Here is a 19,804-nt window from a genome sequence, read left to right on the forward strand (position 1 = left end):
GGGGAGGGCTGTCTCTAGTTCCTTGCGCCCGGCAGCTTGGGCAGCGGCAGGAAGTCGACCCCTTCGTCGTTCAGCATCTTCGCATCCTCGGCCGTCGCCTCGCCATAGATGGCGCGGCCCTCGCTCTCGCCGTGATGGATCTTCAGCGCCTCCTCGGCGAAGCGCGGCCCGACATGCTCGGCATTCTTGGCGACATGCTCGTGCAGGGCGGTCAGCATGGCGCGGAAGGCGACTTCCTTCTCTCCCATCAGCGCGACGGGTGCCGGCGCCGCCGGGGCAGCGGCGACAGGCGCCTCAGCCGGTTCAGCCTGCTCGGCGGGGCGCGGGCCGCGATCCGTGCGCGCGACCGCAGGGGCCATGACCCCGCGCTCGATCTTGATGCTGTCGCAGAACGGGCAGGCGACGAGGCCGCGTCTGGCCTGCTCGTCGAAACCGGAGGAGCTGGCGAACCAGCTCTCGAAGCCGTGGCCATTGTCGCAGATGAGGGCGTAGCGGATCATGTCTTCTCTGGTTCGGGCGCCGCACTGCGCGGCGTGCCGAAACGTTTTGGGAGTTCGATCACTTGAAATGGGGCTTTGCGCCTCAGGCGCCAAGCCCGCCGGGTCATTCGGCCGCGTCGCGCTGCGGGCGCTCGGCCTGCCAGGTCTCGACGGCGAAGGAGCGCGTGTGCCGCAGGCTGGGGATGCGAGCGCGCGCATTGGCGACCTCGGCAAGGTCGATCTCGGCGAGGATCACGCCCGGCTCGTTGCCGGCCTCGGCGAGGACGCGGCCCCAGGGATCGACGATGATCGAGTGGCCATAGCTCTCGCGGCCATCTTCATGCACGCCGCCCTGCGCGGCCGAGACCATGAAGGCGCCGTTCTCGATCGCCCGCGCGCGCTGCAGCACCTGCCAATGCGCCTCGCCGGTCTGGCGGGTGAAGCAGGCCGGCGCGGTCAGCATGAAGGCGCCGGCTTCCGCTTCCGCCCGGTAGAGATAGGGGAAGCGGACATCGTAGCAGATCGACATGCCGACCAGCCCCCAGGGCGTCTCGACCAGGGCCGCCTCGGCGCCGCCGCTGAAGGTGTTCGACTCGCGCCAGGTCTCGCCATTGGGCAGATCGACGTCGAAGAGATGGATCTTGTCGTAGCGGGCGGCGATGTTGCCCTCGGGGTCGATCATATAGGCGCGGTTGGCGATCTTCTCGCCAGCCTTGACCGAGACCGAGCCGATCTGCAGCCAGATCTTCCGGTCGCGCGCGGTCTCGCGCAGTCCGGCGAGCACCTCATGCTCCGCCTCGGTCTGGCAGGTCTCGCGCAGGCGCTTGGTGTCGCGCTCGCAGAGATTGGTGACCTCGGGCGTCTGGACGAATTGCGCGCCCTGGGCGACGGCCTCGCCGATCATCCGCACCGCATCGTCGCGGTTGCGCAGCGGATCGCGGCTCGAACGCATCTGGACACAGGCGGCGATGAAGCGCGTGCCGGTCATGGCTCTCTCCGTTCAGGCAGCCAGCAAAGTGTCGAGCTTGCCCTGTGCATCGAGGGCGTGAAGATCGTCGGAACCGCCGACATGGCTGTCGCCGATGAATATCTGCGGCACCGAGGTACGTCCGCCGGCCTTCGCGGTCAACGCCTGGCGCAGCTCAGGCTTGCCGTCGACGCCGATCTCCTCGAAGGCGACGCCCTTCTTGGTCAGCAGCGCCTTGGCGGCGTGGCAATAGGGGCACCAGCTCGTGGTGTAGATCGTGACTTGCGGCATCGCTCGGGTCCGGTCGCTGTCTCTGGCTTTCGTATATAGGGCCGGCTCAGCTTTCCGTCACGACCCGGGCGAAGGTCAGCACGTCGACGGCAGCCGCCCCGCCGCGCAGCAGGGCGCGGGCGGCGGCATTGGCGGTCGCGCCGGTGGTCAGCACGTCGTCGACGAGCAGGATGCGCCGGCCCTCGAACCGCGGCCGCATCGCTGGCGGCACCTTGAAAGCGCCCTGCAGGTTCTCGCCGCGCTGCGCCCGCGTCAGCCCGACCTGCTGCTTCGTCCGTTTGACGCGGGCCAGTGCCCGGTGCTCGCAGGGCAGGCCGGACTGCCGCGCCACCACCTGCGCCAACGCGGAAGCCTGGTTGAAGCGGCGCGTCCAGAGGCGGAAGCGATGCAGCGGCACCGGCACGACGAGGTCGCATTCTGCAGTCAGCTCATGGCCGGCCTGCGTCATCATCCGGCCGAGCATCAAGGCGAGCTCGAGCCGGTCGCCATATTTCAGCCGATGCACCAATTCGCGGGCCGTGCCGTCGAAGCGGCAGGCGGCGCGGGCCCGGGCGAAAACCGGCGGATCGGCGATCGCGGCGGGCGAAACCAGCCCGGCGCCGAGATCGACCTCGAAAGGCGTGCCGAGGCGCTCGCAAAACGGCCGCTCGATGAAGCCGATCCCGGCCCAGCAGCCGGCGCAGAGCCCTTGCGCCTCGCTCGTTGCAGCCCGGCAGGCGATGCAGGACGGCGGATAGACGAGCTCGACCAGCCCTTTCAGCCCGGCGCCGAGCCAGCGACGGCTGCCGCGCAGCGCCTGGCCGGAGGCGATCGCCATCGTCTTCAGCGGCGTCTGCGGAAGGCTCATCCCCGCGATGCCTCCGCGGCGAATGGATTTTGGCTTTTTGCCGTGCGAGCCTCCCCGGGCATGTCAATTCGCCGGGCGGACCCTATCTCAGAACCGAAGGCGCGGCCCGGATCGCAAGGCCGGCGCGCCGTCTCCGCTCTCTCCGGCCGACCGGCCGCCTCCCAAGGACCGTCAAGATGAGCCATTCCGGTGCTTCCGCCAGCGCTTCCGTCGCGAAGCTGTTCACGCCCTTCCAGCTCGGCGATCTCACGCTGAAGAACCGCGTCGTGATGGCGCCGCTGACGCGCAACCGCGCCAATAAGCACGATGATGCGCCGAATGCGCTGAATGTCGAGTATTACCGCCAGCGCGCCGGGGCCGGGCTGATCATCACCGAGGCGACGCAGATCTCGCAGCAGGGCCAGGGCTATATCTGGACGCCCGGCATCTATCGCGATGCGCATGTCGCCGGCTGGAAGGCGGTGACCGACGCCGTCCATGCGCAGGGCGGCGTGATCTTCGCCCAGCTCTGGCATGTCGGCCGCGTCAGCCACAGCGTGCTGCAGCCCGGCAACCAGGCGCCGGTCGCGCCCTCGGCCCTGCGGGCCAACACCAAGACCTATATCGAGAGCGGCTTCACCGAGGTTTCCGAGCCGCGGGCGCTGCGGCTCGACGAGATTCCCGGCATCGTCGCCGATTTCGTCAGGGCGGCCGAGAACGCCAAGGCGGCCGGCTTCGACGGCATCGAGCTGCACGGCGCCCATGGCTATCTGCTCGACCAGTTCCTGCGCGACGGCTCCAACAAGCGCGACGACGCCTATGGCGGCTCGATCGAAAATCGCGCCCGGCTGACGCTGGAGGTGGTCGATGCCGTTGCCCGGGTCTTCCCGAAGGAGCGCGTCGGCATCAGGATCTCGCCGGTCAGCCCGGCGAACGATGCCCGCGACAAGCATCCGCAGGAGCTGTTCGACTATCTCGTCGGCGAGCTCGACAAGCGCGGCATCGGCTTCATCCATGTCGTCGAGGGGGCGACGCGCGAGGCGCGCGACTATCTGCCCTTCGACTATCAGGCGCTGCGCAAGGCTTTCCGCGGCGCCTATATCGCCAATAACGGCTTCACCCGCGCGCTCGCCATCGAAGCGGTCGAGAAGGGCGAGGCCGATCTCGTCGCCTTCGGCCGGCTCTTCATCGCCAATCCCGACCTGCCGGAGCGTCTGCGCCGTGACGCGCCGCTGAACACGCCGGATACTGCGACCTTCTATGGCGGCGACGCCAGGGGCTATACCGACTATCCGGCGCTCGCTGGCCCGGCGGGTGCGCCGGCCGCCTGAGGGCGGCGTCGCTGCCACGTTGCGCGTGGAGGCCGAGCTTCCCGGCCTCTCGCGAAAAGCCTTGTGGCTCCGGGCGAATCGCCCTGGGGACCGCTGCCGGCCGACCCAGGGCAGAAGCGGCGGCGGCGTTCTGCGGCTGCCACCGGGGTCTGGTGCCCTAGGGCAGCGATCCCAGCACGAGCTCGGGACGCTGCCGGGGCCGCTCGGGAAATGCCGGGCGCCCCGGCCCGTGCAAGGACGGCCCTATTGGAGGAAAACGGCCCAGGAACACTGGCGAAGCGGGCCTTTTTGACCACATCGCACTCGCGGGTGGGCCGGCCTGCGCAAGGGCGGGCGCGACGGGGCCGGAGCCGTCGCTCGGGCCTATGTGAAGCTTTTGTCATCGCGGTGCAGGAAAGGCTTGCAGAGCGGGCAAGGCCCGACTATACGGACGGCCTGCCGCGCTGCTCCCTTCGTCTAGCGGTCTAGGACGTCGCCCTCTCACGGCGAAAACAGGGGTTCGAGTCCCCTAGGGAGCGCCATTGCGGCCAAATGAGCCTGTTTTGTAAGGCTTTTTTCTTCCGCTTGTCCCACCTCGGAATCCGGTGGGACAATGATCGATCCAGCCTGAAGCTTCATCATCGCTGAATCCGCCATCTGCGGTTTGCGTGCTGCTCGGGTGTAGCGTTCCACCTCCTCAAGGGTCCTGTGGCCGGTAACGGACATCAGCTCGTGGGCGGTCGCCTGGCTCTCTGCCAGCCTTGCCGCGATTGCCTTGCGCAGGCCGTGGGCGCGGCCAGGAACGCCGGCATCCTTGCATCGCTCGCGGAACCAATTGCCGAAGCCATTCGGTGTGAACGGCTCGCCATACTGCGTCTCTAGGAACGTTTCCTCACCGCACGGGCCGGCGGCGATAGCCTCGAGCAAGTGAGGATCTACTGGGATATCGATATCTACCGGCGAGCGGTGCTCGTTCTTCGCCTGTGTGAAGCGAAGCCGGCAGTTCTGAATGTGCGAAGGTCCGAGCCGTACGGCGTCCTCTCGGCGGCCTGCAGAGAAGTAGATCAACATCATTGCGAGTCGCGGCTTTGTGCCTAGTGGCCACCGCTTCTCAAAGCGTCTCACCTCCTCCACCGTCCACGAGTGATGGCCATTCGTCTTGTACTTCACAAGCTTTACGTCGCGGGCCGGATTGGCGGCGGCCTCCTCAGCTTCGACGGCCCAGCTGAAAAGTGCCTTGAGTGCTTTCAGGCGCTGATTGGCCGCCCCCTTCTCGAGTTCGTCGCGCAGACGCCTGACGTGCTTGGATTCCATGCGATCGACGGGGAGGCTGCCCTTAGTCTCGCAGACGAGATCCAGCGCACGCTTGCGCCAAGCCCGGGTACTGGCATCTAAGACCTTGAATTCCGGGCTGGCGTAGTACTTCCCGCAAAGCTCGCGAAAGCTGCCCTTCACGGCCTTTTCAGTCGCGGAAGCGCTGCTTGGCGACTTGCCGGCGAGGGTGTCGCGGTACGCTTCCCAGAACGCGTCGGAGCCGTAATCATGTGCCAACCGAACCTTCGGTTTCCCAGGCACGCGGACATACCACCGCACATTGCCGTGCCGGTCCACATCCTTGCTGAGCCGAGGAGGGTTTGGGCGGGGCATTAGGCGACATCATCCCATGGGTTAGTGTCAGGCGGAGCGCTCCGGTAGGGCAGGCATTCAAACGCGGCGTCCAAGTCGCGCGCGTCCCAAATCGTGCGCTTGTTGATCACGCGAGGAGAGGGCGCGCGGCCATCGCGCACAAGTTCGTCGAAGAGGGACGCTGAGATGCCGAAGTAGAACGCCGCTTCCACGCGCGAGAGCCCCCGCGGCATGAAGCCGTGACTGCGTCGATTGTCATTGGCTGGCTGCATTCGTAGCTCCGCGGCGGGCGAACGCCCTCTATTAGCCGAGTGGTTACATGGCGAAGTCAAGCGCTGGCTGCCTATGACCCGATTCACACAATTGATTGTCAAGCAGCCGCAGTATCTGCCGCTCGGATTTCGTGCGTCGCCTATCCCTGTCTCGCCGGAACCTCGGCGCCGTAACTGGGTTGCTGCATCAAGCACGCAACTTAGGAGATAGGCCATGAAGAAACTCGCTTTCGCGTTTGCACTCGCCCTATTGCCCGCGACGGCATTCGCTCAGACTTCCGGCGTCGTCGTCCGTGACCCCGCCGGTGGCGCAACTCGCGATCCCGCGCTCGGCGCTGGCACCGTGGAGACACCCCTGAAGCGGGATCCTGCCGGTGGTGTGATGATCGATGACTCGCCGCGATTCCGGGCCTATGTGGTCGAGCAGCGCGTCCCGTCCTACACCTATGCTGAGCCGATGGCAGTCGGTGCCGTGCTGCCGCAGCAGGGCGTAGTCTATCGCGACCTACCTGCCGAGTTCGGCCCGCAGGGCTACACCTATACGGTCGTCAACGGTCGCACCGTTCTGGTGGAGCCCGGCACCCGGCGCATCGTTCAAATCATCAACTGATCTCGCTTCGGGGTTACAGGGGGCGGACGGGGCGGCCTAGCACAATCCTCGCTTTGTTCGTTCCGTCCACGCTGTGCTGGCGCGATGGCTAACCCGTCACCTTGCGGTGACGGGCTTGGCGGCGATGTCGAGCGGCCGACTGCTCTTTTTATTCCGTGCTCGGAGTGGGGAGACCTGACAAAAGAGGTGCGCGGCGTCGCGCGGCAGAAGCCATCTGGTTTGTTCTATGGGCTAGGTTCACGCCAGTACGTCGATACCCGCTCTGCCGCTTTGCGAAAATCTTATCGACCGCCGCCTGAAGACTGGCCGGGATATCCTTATCCGCAGGCAACGTGAGGGCGACCTTGAGGAGATCGCGCTCGGGCTTTCCGTCAAGAGAAAAGCCGGGGGCGTTACCGTTTCGAGCGCAGCCCAGCAAAAATCGGAAGATAGCTTCGTGGTCAGTGCTCTTCAGTTCAACAACAGACATTCTGCACCTTTTCAAGAGCGACTGCTCCCGCAACACCATGTTGCTGGCAACAGCTTACCGTTCGCCCCAAGGAGGGGCGTCATCGTTGCGTTGAAAAGGCCCACTGAAGGGCTGCGCTAGCCCGAAGGCTGCGAGTGCTCCGAGGAGCGGGCCTATATGTGGGGGAGCATCGCGACGTGTCAAGCGGCGGCGCCGGCCATCAGGCAGCCCTCGACCAGTCTGTGGTTCCGACGTCCTGTCGGGGCTCGATCTCAGGGCCATCGCCGAGCAGGTACTGCTTGATGACGTTCTCAAGGTCGCCTGTGTCTTTGCGCGCCTTGACGCCGATCTTCACGCGGAACGGCTTGAAATGCAGCTCTTCGGAGTCGTCAGGCGCCAGCACACCCGTCGCACGGCGCAGGCCGGCAAAATCGCGCTGGCCAATTTCCACGGCCTGCGGATTCCGGTGCTCGAGGGTGTACGAAAGCCCAACCAAAGCGCCTTCGTGCTGCCCTCCAACGACCTGGGCGAGGCAGTCGAGCGCCATTCCCGTACCCGTCGCATTCGGCTGATAGTCGGTCTCGGTGATCTCGAGGGTGAACTCGTCTGCCGGTAGAAGGCTGTTAACCGTGTGGGCTCTCATGGCTGGCTCCGTGTTGCGTCTCAGCGGCGAAATCGCTACTGTGTGCACAATACGATCCTTAATCGCCGCGTCAAGGCGAAATCGCCACGGAGTAGCGAAATTGTTGCCTGCTCAATGTAGGATGGCGCGAGCCGCACTTCAGCTTGGCGTGCGCGAACTGGCGGAGGCCGCCATGGTGTCTACCAACACGATCACGCGCTTTGAGAAAGGCGACGATCTCAAAGAGCGCACGGTCTTGGCTATCCGAGCCGCCTTTGAGCAGGCAGGCGTCCAGTTCCTCGACAGCGGCGAGGTAGCCACAGGGCCGGGTGTAGCGTTGAGGTCGAAGGAATGAGCGACAACGACTTGCCCGTCAGAATAATACACCGGACGATATACAATAAAGCGATCGGGTACGATATTAGAAAGATAAGCGACTTTGGAGTTTTACCGAGCGTAGGCGATCGAATTGCGGAGTTAACGAACGACGACGATATTGAGCATGCGGTCGTTACCTGTCGATATTTTGTAACTGAAGTGTTTGAGCCGTCGTACTGGGTTCTTGAAACCCGTGACGACGATGTCGAACGCGAAGCCGTTCCGACAATGCTCCACTCTCTCCTGCTTACCGATCTCCTTGAGGCCGCAAAACGTGGAGCGTCGAGCGAGGAGTGGGTCGAGCGAGTACGACAACTCATCGGGGATAAGCCCCAAGGCCCGCGCTTCAAGCCGAAGCTCAGGGATCCCGATCCGGATCGAAACGACTAGTCCAAGCCTTGACTCTCCGACTGGCATGTTCTCATTTTGTTCGCATACCCGATTGTCCCGCCATTGACCATAAGTCGGTTCCGAAACGACCAGGGTGAGGTGGTCTGCGTCATCATTCGTGACGCGGCAGGGCGGTCGATCAGCTTGCATTGCGACCCGAGCGAATTCCGCCGAACCGCCTCCCGCGTCTGGAGCCCGGAGGACGCTGAGGCTCTTGCCAAATGGATCGCGCGCCGGCTGTCCGAGGAAATCGCAATCGCGACGCGCGTCGATGAGAACCGGCGAGATGCGAAGTGGTGTCGGTAGCTTCCTACCGCGTCGTTCCGCTTGGCTTCTCAATATGATCTGGCGAGCATGCTGCGCGCCGGTCAAACCAAGTCGCCTATCCGATATATAATCTAACGGTACATATAGATTGACGCATTAGCTATTATGCTGCACTGTTTGCGCATGCTGACACCCGAACAAATCAGGGCGGCTCGCGCCCTTCTCAACTGGTCCCAGGCGGAGCTTGCAGATCATAGTGGCGTGGCGGCGCAGTCGATTAAGAACATCGAACGCGGCGTAACCGACCCACGTCTGACAACTGCGACGACGCTCAAGCGCACTCTAGAATCGGCCGGGGTCCAGTTCGTTGAGCCCGGGATAAACCCGGTGGGCAACGGAGTCGCTCTGCGCACATCCCCACGACACGTGGCCACCCAAGGCGAAATGCAGGCCAGCGCGGACGATGCCCGATTTCAGGCTGCGGAGGCCGTAGACGAAGCTCTAATCGGCTCGGACGCGACCGCGGAGCAGAAAGCGGAGCGCCGTGGAGCGCTTACGGACGAGTCCGAGATGATCGGGCAGGCTCGCGGCAAGGGCCGCGGCAAGCCCAGCCCTGACAAATAGCGAGGATTGATGGAAGCTACTTCGGCTTTAGCAGGCGGTTGAACATCTCGGTAATCGGGTTGTGAGGGCTTCGGGGACGGGCGGGAGAGTTCGGCCTGCCGGGCCAATTGATCTGCGCCTCCCCTATAACCCGTTCCCGATCGTCCATGCCTCTAACTCGGTATTGCGGATCGCCGTCGTCGCTGGTCGGCAATAGGCGGGTGACGGCATAGGTTCCTACGGCGTCTTGGTCGTGGAACCCGAAAGTCAGTCGGACCTGGTCTCCGACCTTGAAATGGTGGTCCATAGTCGCTCCTTTGTGCTGTCAGCATTCAGAGCTGAGATGCACACTAGCACGCTGGAGAGCTGTGGAGGGCGATTTCCTGCGGGCGGGCAGATGAAGCGCGCCGCGGTGCCGCGCACCGTGCTATCCTGCCCTATGAAAAACCTTCGGAGCCATCGCCTCGCTATTACCGACGCGACGAATATCGCGCTCACAGGCGGACCGGAGTGCGGTGCCGTCGTCACACTGACGGGGCTCGGAGGTGCTTTGATCGAACTCCACTTGACTGCTGAGGCGCTGGCTAGCATCGAGGTGCTGCTCGAAGGGGCGCGAATGGCGCAAGCCAAGATCTACGGGGTTCAGTGAGCCCGTGGACCGCGGCGCCAGCTACATGCAGCGCCGCGCCGGACCCGACGACTATGATCGAGGGCGGGAAGGATCCTCCCTGGGCGTGAAAGCCCACGCGAAAAAGCCCATTGCGAAGTGCAAGACCATGGATTGAGACCCGGTCTGACCGGAGTCGCCTCCGCCCGAGACGCCCTCGAGTTCGGCGTCGGAGATTTCCTTCCCGCTAGCCTCGGCAGATACCTCGACCAACTCCGTTGCGTTGAAGTCATAGCCGTTGGCTGCGGCAAAGGCGACGATGTCATCAGGCGAGTTGATGCCCGACGTCCCATAGGTCTCGGCCTCGGCGCGCAAGCCGGCGTCGGCCTTCAAGTCGGCGCTAAAGCGATGGATTTCGGCTGTGCTCATTGGATGTGTCCTCTCCTGTCGAGATTCGACGCGATGCGCTGGTGCTACCGCGGTTCCCTAAGGTTAATCTAGTCGAGCGAGCTTACACGAAACTTACAACGCCCCGGCGTCTCTCGCCCCTTGACCGTGGCGCTCCCGGCGTATGACGCTGCGGCATGAACGGGCAGGTTTCAACAGAAGAGGCAGTCAGGCGCGTTGATCGCATCGTGCCGATGCTAGGACTTGATATCCGCCGAGCGCTCGTTAGCCGCGCCTACCTCCAGGCAAGCAACGGGCAGGTGCGTACCGATTTGGCTGGTGTGGAAACGCAAGCGGCCGATGGTCACGCTCAAACCCAAAACGCGCACAGGATTATGCTCGCTATCGAGTTGGCCCGTGTTCTCGATGTCGGGAACCGCCCCATCGAGAAGCAGGACAAGGCGTCGCTGCCGGTGCTCGCTCACTATTTTGACCGAGCCGACGTTCGAAATGAACTCGTCGGCCGCACGGGCCACCAAGAGCGCAAGGCTCTCATCATTGCGAGCCTAGATTCCTTTTTGAAGAGGTGGCGACGAGCGACGGAAGAAAGTGCGGCGGAAGAAAATGAAGGGTCCGCAATCCTGAAGCTTCGATCGTTTCGTGATTACGAAATCGCGCATTCAATATTCGACCAACAGCCCAAATATCCGAAGTATGTTGATCTATTTCGTCTCTGCAGTATGGCCGCAGGGTTAGCGCACCGGGCCGAAATCGCGACATCCGGCGATGAAACTGATTTCCCCCTCAATGCGCGAGTATATCGACAGCAGGCGGAAACGTATTGGGGTGCATTTGCTGTCGGTGTGCGGGTCATAGATCAAGAGGTGCAGCGGCTGCGCTCTTGACTGCAGCCGGCGTTCGATCCTATTTATCTAATGCTGCATCCCTAGCGGATGCGCCTGCCCCGGCACTGACACCCGGCCGAGGTCAACGCAACGCAACGGTCTCAACCCTCACAGAGGAACCGTTGTCATGACTGAATCCAACATCCGCCGCGCCCTTGCTGCTAACGGCTTCCGCCTTAAAAAGACGCCCGCTCGCCACTGGACCCGTGCCGAATACGGTGCCGGCTATCAGGTCGTGGATGATCGCAACGTTGTCGTGCTCGGCTGCGGCCGGCATGAATACGACGTCACGCTAGAGGATGCGCAGTCGCTGCTGCGCTGAAGCAACAGCCGCCCCGCGCCGATACACGACGGTCGCGGGGCGCGGTTGGTTACGCAGCCAGCCCCAACGGCTCGCCTATCTGGTCGTCCCACCTTCGAACGACCGCCGTTTGAATCGACTGCGGCCTGATGATCGTCACCTGGCAGAACCCGCCTACACCGGCCACAGGAGCGCCTACGCCCGCATGGGGACCGCGGACCTTGCGTTGCTCTTCCATCAGGGCGACGCCGGCGCTGATGACGTCCTCGCCCGGCTCAAGCCCCGCGCACCGCGCCTCGAGGTCGGCGTCGTACGGCGCGACAGCCAGTGGTCCCAGCGGCTGCAACTCCCAGGCCGGGCCGATCTGGGAATGCGACGTGACGACGTAGGATTCGGGCTGATTTCGGCTCTCGCTGAAGCCAGCCAGGAAAACCTCGACCTCCGGACCTGTCTGGCAAAGCGCGTAGTGTTCGCGACCGATGGCGTAAAAGTTCGAGACCGCGAGGGCGAAGCTGTCGACCAACTCGTCAAACGATCCGTAGGTGGTATTGATCGCCTGCGCCAATTCCTCGGCAAAACCAAACGGCCCGCGGCACGAAAGGGCGCAGTTCAGATGGGCGAGGACAGACACTTTCTGCCCGATCGCGCCGAGTGTGCCATCCCCATAGTAGGACGCGCCGTCGGTGAACATGTAGATTGCTTCGTCAGTCTTGATGATGTTGCACGCGCTCACGCGGCGTTCCTTTCGTTTCCATAGATTGATCCAACCGGCCCGCCGCCGATCAGCGCCGCCTGCTGCGCTGCGCGCGCGAGCTGCTTGACCAAGTTGCGCATGACGTCCTCGGCCTTCTCGCCGTCGACAATCAGGTCGCCGAGCGAGTCCGTCATGGCGTCGCCAAAAAACTTCTGGGCTTCCTGCGCATCCTCGAGGGCCTTGCGAACGTCTTCGACTTTCACCTTCGCGTTGGCGTATCCCGTCGCGGCTCGGTCGATTGCAGCTCGCATTTCCTCTGTGACGGGAATGCCGGCCCGCTTCGCAGCCGTCTCAAGCTCCAATGCTTCGCGGGCCTTGGCCTTCGCGAAGGTGCCCTTGCCCTCCATCTGGGCTTCAAGCTGCAGTGCCTTCGTGCGCTTCTCACTGGCGACGAGCGCCTTTTCGTAAGAGTCCAACGTCTCTTTGCTAGAGCCGCCGCCACCCTTACCGTCCTTCTCGCCAGGCACCTTGTAGTCTGCAGCCGAAATCGGATTGATCACTCGGCCTGCCCCGCCGGGGCGAGTTGGAGGGAGTGTCGTCGTCTGCAGCCGGTTCGCGAAGTCCACTTCGGACTGCCTGAAGGACGCTAAGGCCTTACGGTTTTCCTCCGCAGCGCGAGCGTTGGCCTGCGCCTCTTCTGCGGCGACAGTGGCCCTGCCGCCGGAATTCGCTGTGCCCATCTCGCGGGCGGCATCCTTCCGACGTCCAAGCTCCTCTTGGTAGGTCAGGGCCTGAGCCCGCTGAGCGCCAGCATTGGCTCGGGCAAGCTCACCAACTTTCTCGATCAGCGCCTGCACGCCGTTGACGGCCCCCGCGGCGACGCTACCGACGCCACCCACGGATCCGGCCAGGCCATCGATCGCGACAGCCAGGCCCTTTGAAAGCCCAGTTGCAGCATCAAACTCGCCCGCGGCCTTGGTCAGCTCGTTCTTGAGCTTTTCCATCGCCTGAGCCGACGTGAGCGTTGCGCCGGCCAGCTTATCCTCCAGCAGCGGAGCGCCGGCCTGGATGGCTCGAAATAGCGCCTGACTGCTGACCTCGCCGGCCTTGACCATCTGGGTCAGTTTGGCGACGTCGCCGCCCGCTTCCTTCATGCCGGCGGCAGCGGCCTGCAGCAGCGGATATGCGCCGTCTAGAAGGCTTCCCCACTCCTCGGCCTGCACTTTGCCGCCTGCGAAGGCTTGCGAGAGCTGCAGGAGAGCGCCAGACGCTTCGGACGCACCTTTTCCGGACACACGGAGCGATTGCGCTACCACGTCCGTTACCTGCATGATCTCGTCAGAGGACACCTTCAGTGTCGTCTGTGCTTGGCTGACGCGGCCGTAGAGTTCGGCCAGGCTTTGGAGCGGGACGGCATTTCGCTGCGCGCTGGCGTATAGCTTGTCGAACGTGCCGCCCAGGTCGCTGTCCTTGACCCCGGCAACCTTCAATTGATTGATGATGGTGGTGTAGCTGTCCGCAAACTTGCGGATGTCGTTGAGCGCGGAGCCTACAGCTACACCGGCGAACACGCCCGCTACACGCTTCCCAAGAGCGCTTAGCGAGCCGCCCACGGACTTCTCCATGGCCTCGGCGCGCGCCTCGAGCTGCTTAAATAGCCTGTAAGCTTGAGCGTTAGAACGCTTTAGCGCGTTCTCGAAGCGAGTGGCTTGAACGTCTAAGATCAGTGATAGTTTTTCGGCGTCTACGGCCATAAAAAAACCTTGTGTCGTGGAAAAGAATCGTCGCGATTTGCGGGGGCAATCACTCCGCCAAAGCGAGAATAGAAATGATCGAAAATAAAGAAGATCTGGCCGGGCTGGTGGCCAACATCGTGTCAGCCTTCGTTTCGCATAACAGCGTCCCGACTTCCGACTTGCCGGCTTTGATTGCGAGCACCCATTCGGCACTGGCGGGGATTGGTCAGCCGCCAGCACCCGTTCCAGAAGAAAGGCCTGATCCTGCCGTTCCGATCCGGAAGTCGATCACGCCTGACTTTTTGATCTGCCTGGAGGACGGCCTGAAGTTCAAATCGCTAAAGCGGCATCTGCGTACGAAATACGACCTGTCGCCGGAGGAATACCGGGCGAAGTGGAGCCTGCCTAACGACTATCCCATGGTCGCTCCTGCCTATGCGGAGGCGCGTTCGCAGCTCGCGAAATCGATTGGCCTTGGCCGTAAGGCAGCGACGCCGCCGGCGACCGAGCCCGTTGCCGCAAAGCGTGGCCGGAAGCCTCGCAACCAATAAACGGTTGTTAACGAATGAGTTTATCGATAGCATAAGGGCTCGAGCGTTTAGTACAGGAGAGCCCGATGCATCCAATTCTCGTAAAATGTCCTCAGACTGGACGTGCAGTCGAGACCGGCCTCCGCACCACAAGAGCCAGCTTCGACGCTCTCACCATTCGGCGAGTACTGACATGCCCGGATTGCGGGCGCGATCATGCTTGGTCATGTGAGGAAGCATTTCTTGGCGACGAAGAGGTTCGCGGGCGCGGGGTGGTGAAGGTGCTCTAACCAGCCGATGGCAGGCGCTCCATCTCAATGTCTGGAGCGCCGCCGCCTGCCGCCAGGCGGCCCAAACTTGCGTTCTGCCCAGATGGGCCGTTCTGGCGGTGTGAAGCCACGATGGAAGTCGTCGAGATAGGCAAGCACAGCCTCGCCTATCTCACGCCAGACGCCCGCGGCTAGTGGCGCGGCGTTGGCCTCGGTTAGCCCGACAGCTTCAAGCTCGTCGAAGTAATCTCGCCCGCATTGCAGGTACATAGCCCAGGCCGCAACATCGCTGGCGCGGGCTTTGGACTTCTTGCGTCGGACTGGCATCAGCGACGTGTTCCGTAGTCGGCAGTGCGCGGCGAGCGAGGCGCCTCCGGCGCGTCAACGCCATCGAGTGCGAGTTCGCGGATGAGCCGGGCGAAGCCGATTCGGCTGTCGCGCTCAATGGCAACCTCCGGCCGGGGTTTGGGCGAGTCGAAGCGATCTTTGAACGTGAGGCCTTCGGCGTCGATAATCTCGCGGGCCTGCTGGCCGCGGTCCCAGGCTTCTGCCGCGAGCGTGAGAAGCCGCACATGATGCGGGTCCAAGTCGTACTCGTCGACCACCGATCGAAACCAAGCTGCGGTCGGTTTGCGCAGATGTGAGGGCGGCTTCGGAGATGCCGAGGCCGAGTTGCTTGGCATTGCTGCCTCCAAAATTTCGAATGAACGGGGGCAAGGCGCATGCGTACGGAGGGCACACACCGGTCCGGCGTTGGCGCGGGTCAAATCGCGGTCGATCCCCCCCGGGGGGGGCTACCGGCCTGCGAGCGCCTGCTCCCGGGCAAGGTAGTCTCGCCGATCGCGAGCCAGCGTCCTGACGTTGACGAAGGCCGATGGCGCATAGGCCATGCGCTGATTGACCAACTCACGATGCCGCTCGATATACTCAGCACGCTCGCTGGGCGATGCGCCGTGAAGGTCGCAGAGGGCGTGGGCTACGGTGAAGACATCGTCGAGGTCGCGGCGGAGCGCAGCGAGGCGGCGGGGAGTCATTCGACCTCCTGCAAATCGACAGCGCGAGGCTTGCGACCGTGGCTAGCACGCGCTTCACGCCACCGCAGGCGCATCCCCAGCGATGGATAGATGCCCGCGTCACGCAGGTCGTCGGCGCTGATGAAGGCGGAGTAATCTGCGGTTCGAGACAAGGCATCCGCCTGCACGAAACCGAAGCCAAGGTCGTCATTCCAGCGAGCGAGCCGGCCCTCGATCAGCCCAGACAACGCCGAACCTCCTGCAGATCGACAGCCAGCGCATCGACGGCGGCCACTGACCGCGCGCACCATTCGCGGAGCGCTTCCTGCTGCTCATCGAGGAGCGCCTGGACCTCCTCCGGAGCCTCACCCGCCTCTCGGCGACGCTCAGCCTCAGCAGCCAATGCGGAAGCCGCAGTAGCCATTACGATGACCGCAGCGGCAGCGCGCTCGGGGTCAGCGCCATTGTCGACCAGACGCTTTACCTCGGCGGTCAGTGAGAGACGGATCATGCGCGGTCTCCCGCGCCGCTGGCTCCCGCCTTCACGGCGAGCTGCCAGTCCGCGCTCGCGCCGGGACTACCCTCCGGAGCATCGACAAGCGCCACCCACATCGAACCGCCGCGCGTGATGACGTTGTTCTTCACATAATCGGCGGTCTTCTGCCAGATGTCGCAATACTTTAGAGATCGTGTCTCAGTCATTTGCTTCGTGACGTCAGCTTTGAATTTTTGGAACGCACTCCCAAATTTTTCAAACAACTCATTCTGAGTATCGGTGTTCTTATTCATGTGCGTAACAATCTCATTGCGCATGACGAGCAACTTCCGCTCGATGATCTTCTCGATATCGATCGGAGCTTTGATGCCCGTGTCCTCGGGAAACCCCGCTGCCACATTGGCCCGCCGAGTGCGGAGAAGGTCGAGGCTGTCTTGTAGTGCCTTGCTGCGGATGCCCGCGGCGGCCTTCTGAGCCTCGCCGCCTTTGAACCGCTCATCACCGAACTTGTCGTGTTCGCCATGAAAATGGGCGAAGTACTTATCTTCGGCGGTTTTAATTTCTTCGTCGAGTTCGGCCAGTCGTTGTGTAACGTTCAATTCAATGTCCTCGTGAAAATATTGTTCTGAATGCACCAATTGAGCGTAGATGGCTCTTCGGTCTGCTGCTCTTGTGAAATGGTGTCGATCGGCACGCCGGTTCTGGCGGCGATGATCTTTGCGAATTGTTCGTCGAACCAAGGGCGGTCGTCGGGATGACCGCCAGTAACTGGGTGGATGAGCAGTGAGGCTCCGGCACGCGCGATCCGCTCGTCTCCGGCCAGAAAGGGCAGCAGCGCCGCGCTCTTGATGTTGGCGCCCCATGCGACCTTGCGGGTCGCAGGATGCCTGTCCAAAAGCACGAACAGGTCGAACGCGGCAGCGAAATCGCCGCCGTACGAGTCGACGTCGACCGTCAGATGTTCGGCGTTCGGCGCCTTGGCGAGGGAGTCGGCAACTCGGTCCACCATCTCGCGGTCGATGTGGTTCCAAATCCTGACGTAGCAGCGGCCAGAAAGGTTGGGTACGACTGGGCGTGGCTCTTCCTGCCAGAGATCAAACAACGCCGCAGGCTTCATCGATGCGGCGATAGAGCGCTTGCAGCGGAACGATGACCAGCGGCCCATCTGCAGGAAAGGCATCTTCCGGCACCACTGCCGGACAGCGCTGCTCTTCGCCAGAGAACACCGCCGCGATCGGCCACCCTTTCGTGTCGCGGTCGACGATCGAGGCTGCATGCTGGGCAGCTAGATTCGGCGAGATACCGCGTTCCGTTTGAGCCTTCATAAGGGCGAGGATTCGGAGCCCGCGCTTGTCAAACCTGATGCGATAGTTGCCGCCCGGCAGCCGGACAGTTTCGAGAGCGGCGCGCTGCAGCCAGCCTCGAATCTGTGATTGTGGCAGACCAACTGCCTTGGCCGCGTCTGCGACCGTGAATTCGCGCATGAACTTGCGACCTATGTTGAATATAGGGATCAAAAGAAACGCCCCGGCCAATGGGCCAGGGCGCGGTATTGTTGCCGGGAGGACAACGGAGGGAATTTCCCCCCTCCTACTCCTAATGGAAAGACGATGTAAAAAAGGGACTAGGCGGCCTCCCGAATCTCGCGCGGAATATCGCGGCTCGATATCTCGTCGTACTCCACAAGCACGGCCGCCAATTCAGCGCACGCTGCCAGCAATGCTTCCTGGCCATGACGCTCCGCTGTCTTTTCAGCTTTCCCAAGCATCTCGCCGATCGCCTCGAACGTTTCGGCGCGGTACTCGTCGAGCACCATGACGGTCGCGGGCTTCAGGCGGCCTAAGGCGAACGCCATGATCTCACGAGCCTCACGCCGCTGCGCCACCGTCAGGATTTCCCGGACTGGCGGCGGCGCGCTCTTGCGTTCGGTGAACCGAAGCTTCGTTTTCAGCGGCACGACGATCGAGTTGACCGCCTTATTGTGCTTCCAGAACGTGTGCCTAAAACCGCGCACAGAGCCGGCGCAGACTCGCGGATCCCAGAATGGATCCGAGGCATCGCCGTCGCCATACTCAACTGCACTGTCCGGCAGGTTGTCGTTGGCTGCGTTGGCGTCGTCCAGCTCGTGCGGGGCGTTGTCGGCATCAAAATTCAACTCCGCGCATTCGGAGTCGTTGCCTTCGTCAAGCTTGCGGATCGGGGCTGAGACGTAATTGAAGGCAGGACCGTCGTTGAAGAGGAAGTCGCCGGCCCTGACGATGCGCCTGCTGTCTTTAGAGCGCTCGATATCGCCTCCGACGATCACGCGGCGCGTCCGCGTCTCGCGCTTTCCATCCCGCAAGAACGTCTCTGTGCGGTCCTCAGTCTCGACGCCTGCCAGCATCTTGGTCAGCAGGCGATCGGCGGCCGTTTTCGTCTTGGGGAGCCAGTGGGCCTCGTCGCCCTCGTTCGAGGGGGCAATGTAAGCGTCTTCCTCCTCATCAGCACCCGCTTCGAAGGCGAGATTCGGCGACGCCATCCAGTTCGTGGCAATCGGATCAGCCTCGACAGCCTCCCACAGCGCAATCCATGTCAAGATCGGACGAAACTCGTCGGCTAGTTCGCCGTGCCGGGGGCGCTTAGGCCTGGCCGCGCGGCCGAATATCTGGCCGTCTGTGGCTGGGGCGGTCCTGCGCCAGGCCTCAACCGCGGCGCGATGCTGTTCCGGAGTCCGATGGTTGTCGTTCGAAGGTGTATTCACTGATGCCCTCCCGAGGCATGATTTGAACGCGCTTTCCCGGCTCAGAGCGGTCCGCTGGTGGCGATTTGTAAGTAATTGGCAGGCAGGTAGCCAAACTAATCAGAAGCCGCACAGCGGCTTGCTAAGCCTTGATGTCAGCAGGGCGCGTTTCGATGCCCTACGGCCGTCTTACAAAATTTAGTCCCGCGGAGCGAAGAGCGTCAAGGATTGGTGTATGCGCATCGAACGCGGCACTGCATATGGTAGGTAGATGTGGCTTGCGTAGGGAATTTTCACGCGATCCGGCAAACTTAGTTCTACTGTAACTGCATTGCCACAGAGCCCCTCCCGCGCTCGAAATCAAAAAATCAAAGATCCGAATTTAGTTGCGCGTGCGAACAGGGCAGGTTCGGCGGTTTGGCCGTTGAGCTAGCGATGATCGACGCCCCCGTCCGGCATGCCCTACGAATATCCTTGCTATTCGCCATGAAAGGGCGCCTCCTATAAAGGCAGTTGTCTCCTTGCTTATGGATATGACCGCGTGCGGCATCAGTTGATGCTGCCAAGCGGAGACACTTAATGATCACCGGAAATGGCTACTTAAACCTGCCTGATGGGCGCGGCGCCGATGTGTCTTACCAGTTCTCCAGCGAATACGACGATCAACGCGCCGGTTATTTGTTCTTTCAGACAGAAGAGTTTGATGACGGCCTGTTTGGCCATCGAATGAGACTGGACTGCGATGACGGCACTACCGTCCTTGTTGTCGTGGTCAGCCGAAGCGATAGGCATCTGGCCGTCGCGGGACGCCTAGTATCTAGCGAAGAAGCTTTAGCGGCCTAGTCTGACTGCGCCTGCATTCTCCAAAAGCCAGTATTGGCAACGAGGGTATGATGTTCAAGCGTGTGGATAGATTACGATATCTCAGTATTAGGGCGCGTGCGGATGAAAGGCGAAAACGAGCAAAGAGAGACGCTCGTGATCTGATGCTTCAGAATGCGAAGATCATTCTGGACGCGGAAAACGATAATGCACCTGCGGCGCCTCCACTCCGAACA

General features: G+C 62.6%; 29 protein-coding genes and 1 tRNA gene. 12 read left to right on the forward strand and 18 right to left on the reverse strand.

Features of this window, described 5'->3' with window-relative positions; genetic code table 11:
* Positions 1 to 14: 14 nt before the first annotated feature.
* The 4 genes from AC1REK_RS15745 to AC1REK_RS15760 form a co-directional block, all read right to left on the reverse strand.
* A complete protein-coding gene (locus tag AC1REK_RS15745; protein WP_492269320.1) occupies positions 15 to 500 on the reverse strand; it encodes a DUF1178 family protein in 486 nt (161 codons plus the stop codon).
* A 103-nt stretch (positions 501 to 603) separates the two neighbouring features.
* Complete coding sequence (locus tag AC1REK_RS15750; RefSeq protein WP_492269319.1) at positions 604 to 1,467, reverse strand: carbon-nitrogen hydrolase family protein; 864 nt, start codon at positions 1,465 to 1,467, stop codon at positions 604 to 606.
* A 12-nt stretch (positions 1,468 to 1,479) separates the two neighbouring features.
* Positions 1,480 to 1,737 (reverse strand): glutaredoxin 3, encoded by a 258-nt coding sequence (gene grxC / locus AC1REK_RS15755; RefSeq protein WP_492269318.1) that lies wholly within the window; start codon positions 1,735 to 1,737, stop codon positions 1,480 to 1,482.
* Positions 1,738 to 1,783: 46 nt separating this feature from the next.
* Complete coding sequence (locus AC1REK_RS15760; protein ID WP_492269536.1) at positions 1,784 to 2,554, reverse strand: ComF family protein; 771 nt, start codon at positions 2,552 to 2,554, stop codon at positions 1,784 to 1,786.
* A gap of 206 nt (positions 2,555 to 2,760) precedes the next feature.
* Between AC1REK_RS15760 and AC1REK_RS15765 the strand changes: the two genes are divergently transcribed.
* Together AC1REK_RS15765 and AC1REK_RS15770 are read left to right on the forward strand one after the other, a co-directional pair.
* Complete coding sequence (locus tag AC1REK_RS15765; RefSeq protein WP_492269317.1) at positions 2,761 to 3,894, forward strand: alkene reductase; 1,134 nt, start codon at positions 2,761 to 2,763, stop codon at positions 3,892 to 3,894.
* A 445-nt stretch (positions 3,895 to 4,339) separates the two neighbouring features.
* Positions 4,340 to 4,415, forward strand: a tRNA-Glu gene (locus AC1REK_RS15770).
* Here the strand turns inward: AC1REK_RS15770 and AC1REK_RS15775 are convergent.
* Positions 4,375 to 4,947 (reverse strand): tyrosine-type recombinase/integrase, encoded by a 573-nt coding sequence (locus tag AC1REK_RS15775; protein WP_492273809.1) that lies wholly within the window; start codon positions 4,945 to 4,947, stop codon positions 4,375 to 4,377. The two genes, AC1REK_RS15770 and AC1REK_RS15775, sit on opposite strands and share 41 nt — an antisense overlap.
* Positions 4,948 to 5,019: 72 nt before the next feature.
* Between AC1REK_RS15775 and AC1REK_RS15780 the strand changes: the two genes are divergently transcribed.
* Entirely contained in the window at positions 5,020 to 5,268 is a 249-nt protein-coding gene (locus tag AC1REK_RS15780) for a hypothetical protein (RefSeq protein WP_492273804.1), read from the forward strand.
* Between the two features lie 251 nt (positions 5,269 to 5,519).
* Here AC1REK_RS15780 and AC1REK_RS15785 read toward each other — a convergent pair whose 3' ends face one another.
* The gene (locus AC1REK_RS15785; RefSeq protein ID WP_291649146.1) at positions 5,520 to 5,771 is read right to left on the reverse strand and encodes an XRE family transcriptional regulator; all 252 of its coding nucleotides are present in this window, start codon (positions 5,769 to 5,771) and stop codon (positions 5,520 to 5,522) included.
* 214 nt (positions 5,772 to 5,985) lie between these two features.
* On the opposite strand from AC1REK_RS15785, the gene AC1REK_RS15790 reads away from it, so the two are divergent.
* Complete coding sequence (locus AC1REK_RS15790; protein ID WP_327521665.1) at positions 5,986 to 6,381, forward strand: DUF1236 domain-containing protein; 396 nt, start codon at positions 5,986 to 5,988, stop codon at positions 6,379 to 6,381.
* Positions 6,382 to 7,049: 668 nt separating this feature from the next.
* On the opposite strand, the gene AC1REK_RS15795 is transcribed toward AC1REK_RS15790, so the two are convergent.
* The gene (locus tag AC1REK_RS15795; RefSeq protein ID WP_492269316.1) at positions 7,050 to 7,472 is read right to left on the reverse strand and encodes a hypothetical protein; all 423 of its coding nucleotides are present in this window, start codon (positions 7,470 to 7,472) and stop codon (positions 7,050 to 7,052) included.
* 172 nt (positions 7,473 to 7,644) lie between these two features.
* Here AC1REK_RS15795 and AC1REK_RS15800 point away from each other — a divergent pair, with 172 nt between their 5' ends.
* The 4 genes from AC1REK_RS15800 (at position 7,645) to AC1REK_RS15815 (ending at position 9,738) form a co-directional block, all read left to right on the forward strand.
* On the forward strand, positions 7,645 to 7,806 hold the full coding sequence (locus AC1REK_RS15800) for a transcriptional regulator (RefSeq protein ID WP_492269315.1): 162 nt from the start codon (positions 7,645 to 7,647) through the stop codon (positions 7,804 to 7,806).
* On the forward strand, positions 7,803 to 8,219 hold the full coding sequence (locus AC1REK_RS15805) for a hypothetical protein (RefSeq protein ID WP_492269314.1): 417 nt from the start codon (positions 7,803 to 7,805) through the stop codon (positions 8,217 to 8,219). The genes AC1REK_RS15800 and AC1REK_RS15805 overlap by 4 nt, the downstream gene beginning before the upstream one ends.
* A gap of 450 nt (positions 8,220 to 8,669) precedes the next feature.
* Positions 8,670 to 9,110, forward strand: coding sequence for a helix-turn-helix transcriptional regulator (locus AC1REK_RS15810; protein ID WP_492273805.1), 441 nt, complete (start codon positions 8,670 to 8,672; stop codon positions 9,108 to 9,110).
* A gap of 376 nt (positions 9,111 to 9,486) precedes the next feature.
* Positions 9,487 to 9,738, forward strand: a complete 252-nt coding sequence (locus AC1REK_RS15815; protein WP_327521569.1) for a hypothetical protein — start codon at positions 9,487 to 9,489, stop codon at positions 9,736 to 9,738.
* A 51-nt stretch (positions 9,739 to 9,789) separates the two neighbouring features.
* Here AC1REK_RS15815 and AC1REK_RS15820 read toward each other — a convergent pair whose 3' ends face one another.
* Positions 9,790 to 10,125 (reverse strand): Nif11-like leader peptide family RiPP precursor, encoded by a 336-nt coding sequence (locus AC1REK_RS15820; RefSeq protein ID WP_492269312.1) that lies wholly within the window; start codon positions 10,123 to 10,125, stop codon positions 9,790 to 9,792.
* Between the two features lie 155 nt (positions 10,126 to 10,280).
* On the opposite strand from AC1REK_RS15820, the gene AC1REK_RS15825 reads away from it, so the two are divergent.
* Positions 10,281 to 10,988 (forward strand): hypothetical protein, encoded by a 708-nt coding sequence (locus AC1REK_RS15825; RefSeq protein WP_492269311.1) that lies wholly within the window; start codon positions 10,281 to 10,283, stop codon positions 10,986 to 10,988.
* Positions 10,989 to 11,115: 127 nt separating this feature from the next.
* The gene (locus AC1REK_RS15830; RefSeq protein ID WP_492269310.1) at positions 11,116 to 11,310 is read left to right on the forward strand and encodes a hypothetical protein; all 195 of its coding nucleotides are present in this window, start codon (positions 11,116 to 11,118) and stop codon (positions 11,308 to 11,310) included.
* 49 nt (positions 11,311 to 11,359) lie between these two features.
* Here the strand turns inward: AC1REK_RS15830 and AC1REK_RS15835 are convergent, their stop codons facing one another.
* Positions 11,360 to 12,022, reverse strand: coding sequence for a hypothetical protein (locus tag AC1REK_RS15835; protein ID WP_492269309.1), 663 nt, complete (start codon positions 12,020 to 12,022; stop codon positions 11,360 to 11,362).
* Positions 12,019 to 13,737 (reverse strand): tape measure protein, encoded by a 1,719-nt coding sequence (locus AC1REK_RS15840; RefSeq protein ID WP_492269308.1) that lies wholly within the window; start codon positions 13,735 to 13,737, stop codon positions 12,019 to 12,021. Before AC1REK_RS15840 ends, AC1REK_RS15835 begins: the two co-directional genes overlap by 4 nt.
* 74 nt (positions 13,738 to 13,811) lie before the next feature.
* Between AC1REK_RS15840 and AC1REK_RS15845 the strand changes: the two genes are divergently transcribed.
* Positions 13,812 to 14,270 (forward strand): Ros/MucR family transcriptional regulator, encoded by a 459-nt coding sequence (locus tag AC1REK_RS15845; RefSeq protein ID WP_492269307.1) that lies wholly within the window; start codon positions 13,812 to 13,814, stop codon positions 14,268 to 14,270.
* Between the two features lie 574 nt (positions 14,271 to 14,844).
* On the opposite strand, the gene AC1REK_RS15850 is transcribed toward AC1REK_RS15845, so the two are convergent.
* From AC1REK_RS15850 to AC1REK_RS15885, 8 genes are all read right to left on the reverse strand, one after another.
* Entirely contained in the window at positions 14,845 to 15,201 is a 357-nt protein-coding gene (locus AC1REK_RS15850; RefSeq protein ID WP_492269306.1) for a P27 family phage terminase small subunit, read from the reverse strand.
* 111 nt (positions 15,202 to 15,312) lie between these two features.
* The gene (locus tag AC1REK_RS15855; RefSeq protein WP_492269305.1) at positions 15,313 to 15,552 is read right to left on the reverse strand and encodes a hypothetical protein; all 240 of its coding nucleotides are present in this window, start codon (positions 15,550 to 15,552) and stop codon (positions 15,313 to 15,315) included.
* Positions 15,549 to 15,779, reverse strand: coding sequence for a hypothetical protein (locus tag AC1REK_RS15860; protein WP_492269304.1), 231 nt, complete (start codon positions 15,777 to 15,779; stop codon positions 15,549 to 15,551). Before AC1REK_RS15860 ends, AC1REK_RS15855 begins: the two co-directional genes overlap by 4 nt.
* Positions 15,767 to 16,042: a hypothetical protein gene (locus AC1REK_RS15865; RefSeq protein WP_492269303.1), complete on the reverse strand. Its 276-nt coding sequence runs from the start codon at positions 16,040 to 16,042 to the stop codon at positions 15,767 to 15,769. The genes AC1REK_RS15860 and AC1REK_RS15865 overlap by 13 nt, the downstream gene beginning before the upstream one ends.
* The gene (locus tag AC1REK_RS15870; RefSeq protein WP_492269302.1) at positions 16,039 to 16,626 is read right to left on the reverse strand and encodes a hypothetical protein; all 588 of its coding nucleotides are present in this window, start codon (positions 16,624 to 16,626) and stop codon (positions 16,039 to 16,041) included. The genes AC1REK_RS15865 and AC1REK_RS15870 overlap by 4 nt, the downstream gene beginning before the upstream one ends.
* The gene (locus AC1REK_RS15875) at positions 16,623 to 17,207 is read right to left on the reverse strand and encodes a Clp protease/crotonase-like domain-containing protein (protein WP_492269301.1); all 585 of its coding nucleotides are present in this window, start codon (positions 17,205 to 17,207) and stop codon (positions 16,623 to 16,625) included. The genes AC1REK_RS15870 and AC1REK_RS15875 overlap by 4 nt, the downstream gene beginning before the upstream one ends.
* Complete coding sequence (locus AC1REK_RS15880) at positions 17,122 to 17,511, reverse strand: MerR family transcriptional regulator (protein WP_492269300.1); 390 nt, start codon at positions 17,509 to 17,511, stop codon at positions 17,122 to 17,124. Before AC1REK_RS15880 ends, AC1REK_RS15875 begins: the two co-directional genes overlap by 86 nt.
* Before the next feature lie 140 nt (positions 17,512 to 17,651).
* The gene (locus tag AC1REK_RS15885) at positions 17,652 to 18,767 is read right to left on the reverse strand and encodes a hypothetical protein (protein ID WP_492269299.1); all 1,116 of its coding nucleotides are present in this window, start codon (positions 18,765 to 18,767) and stop codon (positions 17,652 to 17,654) included.
* 558 nt (positions 18,768 to 19,325) lie between these two features.
* Here AC1REK_RS15885 and AC1REK_RS15890 point away from each other — a divergent pair.
* Positions 19,326 to 19,589 (forward strand): hypothetical protein, encoded by a 264-nt coding sequence (locus AC1REK_RS15890; RefSeq protein WP_492269298.1) that lies wholly within the window; start codon positions 19,326 to 19,328, stop codon positions 19,587 to 19,589.
* The last annotated feature ends 215 nt before the right edge of the window (positions 19,590 to 19,804 follow it).

Source organism: Allobosea sp. GW823-FHT02B03 (assembly GCF_058797755.1).